Origin of the sequence: Clostridium sp., assembly GCF_016650095.1 — a bacterium.
Taxonomy (GTDB): domain Bacteria; phylum Bacillota; class Clostridia; order Clostridiales; family Clostridiaceae; genus Clostridium_AD.
In genome coordinates, this window is record NZ_JAENWL010000223.1 from 1 (window position 1) to 6196 (window position 6196).

The 6196-nt window shown below is 31.7% G+C and carries 4 protein-coding genes and 1 riboswitch; of the genes, 1 reads left to right on the forward strand and 3 read right to left on the reverse strand.

The features are described 5' to 3' along the window. Nucleotides 1-148 precede the first annotated feature (148 nt). Together lysA and JJE11_RS12690 are read right to left on the reverse strand one after the other, a co-directional pair. Nucleotides 149-1447 carry a diaminopimelate decarboxylase gene (gene lysA / locus JJE11_RS12685; protein ID WP_291636166.1) on the reverse strand — a complete coding sequence of 433 codons (1299 nt, stop codon included), beginning with the start codon at nucleotides 1445-1447 and terminating at the stop codon, nucleotides 149-151. A gap of 28 nt (nucleotides 1448-1475) precedes the next feature. Next, a complete protein-coding gene (locus tag JJE11_RS12690; protein WP_291636168.1) occupies nucleotides 1476-2675 on the reverse strand; it encodes an aspartate kinase in 1200 nt (399 codons plus the stop codon). A gap of 148 nt (nucleotides 2676-2823) precedes the next feature. After that, a riboswitch (Lysine riboswitch) is annotated at nucleotides 2824-2995 on the reverse strand. Between the two features lie 206 nt (nucleotides 2996-3201). Here JJE11_RS12690 and JJE11_RS12695 point away from each other — a divergent pair. Continuing rightward, complete coding sequence (locus tag JJE11_RS12695) at nucleotides 3202-4302, forward strand: PRK06851 family protein (protein ID WP_291636170.1); 1101 nt, start codon at nucleotides 3202-3204, stop codon at nucleotides 4300-4302. Between the two features lie 107 nt (nucleotides 4303-4409). Here the strand turns inward: JJE11_RS12695 and arcA are convergent, their stop codons facing one another. Next, on the reverse strand, nucleotides 4410-5633 hold the full coding sequence (arcA, locus tag JJE11_RS12700) for an arginine deiminase (protein WP_291636172.1): 1224 nt from the start codon (nucleotides 5631-5633) through the stop codon (nucleotides 4410-4412). Between the last annotated feature and the right edge of the window lie 563 nt (nucleotides 5634-6196).

A 6196-nucleotide genomic window follows, 5' to 3' on the forward strand; every position in this document is an offset into this window, starting at 1 on the left:
CAGGACGTGGAAGCTAGCGAACCTGAGCCAGGACGGCGAATGTGAGCGCCAGAGAATTTTATATTTGCAAAAGTTTAGAATTTCTTAATGAAATTTCACGTTTTGAGCTCGCTTGCAAGGCATGCAGGAGAATTATTACACCGCAAACTTATAAACACACTTCATTACTAATCATATCTTTATAAGTTTGTCTTTTACATATAAGTCTATGTTTGCCTTCACTTACTAAAACTACAGGAGCCCTAAGTATTTTATTATAATTACTGCTCATAGAATATCCATAAGCACCAGTTGAAAGCACAGCAATAATATCTCCACTATTAACCTTTGGTAACCTCGCACCTTTTAATAAAATATCTCCACTCTCACAACACTTACCTGCTATTGTAACTATTTCCGTACAAGGTTCATTTACTCTATTTGCAAGTAGACATTGATACTGTGCTTTGTATAAGGCCGGTCTTATATTATCTGTCATTCCACCATCCACTGCTACATATTTTATAACATCGGGTATATCCTTTATAGCTCCTACCGTATATAAGGTAATTCCTGCATTAGCTACGATTGCCCTCCCCGGTTCTATTACAAGAGTAGGATAGTTTATTCCATATTCTTCACACTTAATTTTAGCTTCCTCAATTATTACCCTACAAAACTCCTCTATTTTCTTTGGCTGATCACCTTTGTCATAATAAACACCAAACCCTCCGCCTAAATCTAATTCTTCTATATCATAACTAAATTTTTCCTTTATGTTTTTAATCAAAGACATCATTATATCCACAGCATCTTTATAAGGTTCTAACTCAAAGATTTGAGACCCTATGTGACAGTGTAGTCCTGCTAATTTTATATTTGAAAAGTTTAAAACAGTGTTTATAACTTCTTCTAATCCATTATTTAATGTAGTAAATCCAAACTTTGAATCAATCTGTCCAGTTCTTATGTACTCATGAGTATGAGCTTCTATGCCTGGAGTTACTCTAAGAAGAACTCGTTGCACAATGCCTTTTCCCTTTGCCTTTTCATTAATAATTTCAATTTCGTGAAGATTATCTACCACAAAAGTACCTACCCCAAGTTCAATTGCCATTTCAATTTCATCAATTGTTTTATTATTACCATGAAAATATACCTTTTCAAGTGGAAAACCAGCACTATGTGCGGTATATAATTCTCCTCCTGACACTACATCTAAATATAAACCTTGGCATTTTACAATTTCACACATAGCGATAGTTAAAAATGCTTTTCCAGCATATGCTACCTTATTCCCTTCTTCCTCTGCTTTAAATGATTCATAAAACTTTCTACAATTATCTCGTATATGCTGTTCATCCATTACATAAAGAGGAGTACCGTATTCTGTAACCAGTTCTTCAGCACTAACTCCTGCAATATTTAATCTATTATTTTCATTATTTATATTTCCAAAAAATCTCATATAAATCTCTCCTTCTATACATTTGTTTTTATAGATTAAATTCCTTTGCAATAACCTGAATAGCCTTTGATTTATCCTCTCTTTTAATAGCACAAGTAATTCTTATTTCTGAAGTAGTAATCATCTTAATTTCGATATTGTTTTTGCTGAAAACTCTAAACATTCTAGCAGCTACTCCAGAGGTTGTCTTCATACCAAGTCCCACCACTGAAAATTTAGTAATGTCCTTATCAACTATAACTTTGTTATCTACTATTAATTTATCTATAATTTCTAAACTATCCTTTAAGCTTTCTTTAGGAATTGTAAATGATACATTTACCATTCCATCTATAGGCGATGACTGACTTATCATATCTATATTAATTTTTTTACTTCCTATAGCTTCAAATATGCTAGATAATATATTCACATCTTTAGGTATATGTTGCAGAGTCACAGCCACATCCTCATCACTAGTTGCTATTCCTGTTATTGGTTTACTTTCCATATTCATGTTTTTTACCTCCCTAATTATAGTTCCCTTAATTTCACTATTACTAAGACCTACATATATAGGTATACTATATTTTTGAGCAAGCTCTATAGACCTTGAATGCATTATTTGAGCTCCCAAACTTGCAAGCTCTAACATCTCTTCATATTCTATTTCATCTAATTTCTTAGCCTGGCTATATGCTCTAGGATCTACACTATATATCCCAGCTACATCCGTATATATTTCGCAGCTACCTTTAAGCTTCACTGCCATTGCTACAGCAGTGGTGTCAGAACCACCTCTCCCTAAAGTGGTAACATCGCCTTCTTCATTTACTCCTTGGAAGCCAGTTACTATTACAATTTTACCTTCTCCTAAGCTTTTTATAACCTTCTTATCATGTATGTCTTTAATTAAGGCTTTTCCATATTGTCCACTAGTCTTAATACCAATTTGCCCTGCAGTATAGCTTATGGCATCATATCCAAGCTCCTTAATCGCCATGGCGAGTAGTGCACTTGAAATTATTTCTCCTGTTGATAGTAACGCGTCGAGTTCCCTCTTATCTGGTTTTTCTGATATCCCTTTTGACAGAGATATTAAATCATCTGTAGTTTTTCCCATAGCAGATACTACTATAACTAAATCTGTTTTTTCATTTTTTCTCCTTACTATATTTTGTGCAATCCCTTTAATTTTCTCTGTAGTGCCTACAGATGAACCCCCATATTTCTGAACAACTACTGCCATAATTTAACCACTCCTATTATTTATCACCTTCGGTGCTATTCATCACCTTTGTGTCATTTTGAATTTATATGCATTTATTCAAAAAAAATAAATGCAGCAAAGGAACACCTTTGCTGCATAAAAATACATACTTTTATACAAGCTTCGTGTACCCTGTAGCTCTCCACTGAAAAATCAGTGACAATTTTACACATATTTTGTATAAAACCAGAAAATATTTTTTACGTAATATATTTCTTCGGCCATAGCTCCTTTTCTTATTCATCTTAGCCTGTCAGCTCCGAACAAGTACTCTTAGATACAGCACCTCTACCCTAGGCAGTTTACTTTTTAAATTAATTATTAGTTTATCACAGTATGTTTCTAAGCACAAGTAATAATTGTAGATATTTTTACTATAATATCTATTAAACTATTTATATATTTCACTTCTAACACCTCTACTATAAAAATACATATTAGTAATAATCAATTTCAGAATCTCTGAATACTATATATTGATATGATGATATGGAGTGTGATATTTATGCAAGGTACTATTAAAAATATTTTTCCTGGTGGAAATACTTCTAGAGGCTTCTATTCCTTCTATAGGTATATACTAGGGCAGGATGAAGCAAGAAGAATAATATGCATAAAAGGAGGCCCTGGAACGGGTAAATCCTCCTTAATGAAGAAAGTTGGTAAATACTTCAATGAGAAAGGCTACGATATAGAATACCATCACTGCTCGTCAGATAATAATTCACTAGACGGCGTAGTTATTAAAGGACTAAACATAGCAATACTTGATGGAACATCCCCTCATGTAGTGGATCCCATAAATCCTGGAGCCGTAGATGAAATTCTGAACATGGGAGATTGCTGGGATGAGGAAGGCTTTAAAAAATTTAGACTTAAGATAATTGACATAAATAAAAAGGTTGGCAAAACTTTTAAAAGAGCTTATAAATTCTTTGGAGCATCCAAATTAGTTTATGATGATTGGTGTACTTATAACAGTGAGGCCCTAGATATTAATAAGTTAAATTTAATAAAAGAAAATCTAAAAGAATCTTTGTTTACTACCTCACCATCAAATATAGGCTTTGATAGGCATTTATTTGCTACAGCTTTTACTCCTAACGGCATTATCACTTATATAGAAAACTTAAGCGATGGTTATAAGAATATTTATGTATTAAAAGGTGGACCTGGTACTGGTAAATCAGATGTATTAGAATTTTTATCTGCTGAAGCCTTAAAACGTGGCTACTATGTAGAAATTTTCCATACACCTCTTATCCCTGAAAAAATTGAGCATATATTGATTCCTGACTTAAGTGTTGCCATTTTGACCTCTAATGAAATAAATAATTTAGATTTACCAGGTACTGTAATTGACATGAAGGACTGTTTAAATCTAAGTACCCTTCAAAAGAATAAAGTTGAAATGGAATATGATGCAACTGAGTTTTATACATTATTAAATAAGGGTTTAGCTACAATAAAAGAAGCTAAAGGTCTCCATGACGAACTTGAAACTTCCTTTGTACCAAACATGGATTTTTCTAAAGTGGATGCAGTCTTTACAAATATTATTAAAAAACTAAATGGATATGAAGAAGACTATTTAAATAACGAATAAATTCAAATGATATATGGCATAAAATGAGACCTGTAGAGTAGGTAGCAACAAAAAAGAGTCTATTATTATAGACTCTTTTTTGCACAATAATTTTGCAACTATCTTCTTTACAAATTATTCCTATTAAGTGGCATACTCATACATCCTGGTCCACCCCTTCCTCTCGAAAGTTCTGAACTTGGCATTGTTAGCACTGTGATTCCATTTGCATCCAATATTTCATTTGTAACATAATTCCTTTCATAAGTAATAATTTTACCTGGTGCAATCGCTAGTGTATTAGCCCCATCATTCCATTGTTCTCTTCCAGCTGTTATAAAATCTCCACCACCACATCTTATTAGTTTAACTGCTGGAAGGCTCAATGCATTCTTTAAAATATTTTCAAGTTTATCTGAGTCTTGTTTTATGTTTAGTCCCCCATTCGCTCCCTTAGTAATTTCAAATACATTTAACGATTCTTCAATTCCAGGGTGAATTGTAAACTTATCATAATCTACCATCGTAAATACTGTATCAAGGTGCATAAAAGCTCTACATGCTGGAATTTGGAACACTAAAACCTTTTCAAAACTCGTATGTTTTTCAAATAAATTCTTAGCAACTACTTCAATTGCTTCAGGTGAAGTTCTCTGACTACACCCTATTGCAATCACTTTTCCTGATAAAATTGCTTCATCGCCGCCTTCAATATTATTCGATAAACTTCTGTCATACCAAAGTGGTGTTTCAGAATCTTTAAAGTATCTGTGATTTCCATGAATATACTCTAAAAATAATGATTCTCGTCTTCTTGCCTCTGTCTGCATAGTATTTATTGTAAGACCATTGCCAATTGCAGCGCAAGGATCTCTTGTAAAATATAAATTTGGCATTGGATCTAAATAGAATGGATAGACATCATTCATTAACACTGCTAATGAATGCGTTCCTTCAATCTTCAGTTCATTTTTTCTAATACCTGAAATTACTTCATCTACCATTTTATTTATTGGCAAAGACAATAAATAATTATTTAAGCCTTCAAAAAGTATTGAATTTGTTATATTACTTTCTTCTAAAAATCGTTTGAGAAAGTCTTCTCGTACTTTCATATCAATTAACGCTTCAGAAGCAAGATCCTCTAAATATAAAACCTTTACATCATTTCGCCTTAAAATATCTGCAAACTTATCATGTTCTTTCTTTGCAACCTCTAAATAAGGAATATCATCAAATAGTAATCTTCCAAGATATTCTGGCACTAAGTTTTCAATTTCTTTACCAGGTCTATGTAGCATGACCGTATTTAATTTTCCAATTTCAGAAGTAATATTTATAAATGACCCCAAATCAATTCAACCCCTTTTGTGTTTTGTTCCACTGTTATTAGTATATCCTTAAATAATAATAAGTAAAAACTCTAAATATTACTTAAACCGTGTTTATTTAATCCTATAAAGCTTTTCAGATGAATTTCACCATAGATATATCAATTACAATTGGTCATTCTTATGTATGCTACCACACTTCAAATTTGAAAAATACAAATTTATAGATTTTAGTATACTTATTCATAAAACATATAATATACATGAATACACCGTTTATTATTGTATAAATATACAATATGTTTTTTATTCAAGATTTACTTAAATGTTTATGTTTTTCTATATTATTTGAAAGATCCATATAAAATCAAACTATATTCTTAGTATTTCTAATGCTGTTTATACAATAATCAATATTTTTAATTTAGTATATTCATGCTAATTGGGTTATATATACTTTTCCCTATGCGATAAAAGAGAAACCGTATGTTATAATATTAGTAATATATGAACTAACTTAAATAATAGTTATGATAAAAGTCATAGGAGGCACGTAAATGAACAAATCAAATGTATATTTTACA

Excerpts from the sequence above, each read along its gene's own strand:
- JJE11_RS12690 (WP_291636168.1), bottom strand. The coding sequence starts at position 2,675 with ATGGCAGTAGTTGTTCAGAAATATGGGGGTTCATCTGTAGGCACTACA.
- JJE11_RS12695 (WP_291636170.1), top strand. The coding sequence starts at position 3,202 with ATGCAAGGTACTATTAAAAATATTTTTCCTGGTGGAAATACTTCTAGA.
- lysA (WP_291636166.1), bottom strand. The coding sequence starts at position 1,447 with ATGAGATTTTTTGGAAATATAAATAATGAAAATAATAGATTAAATATT.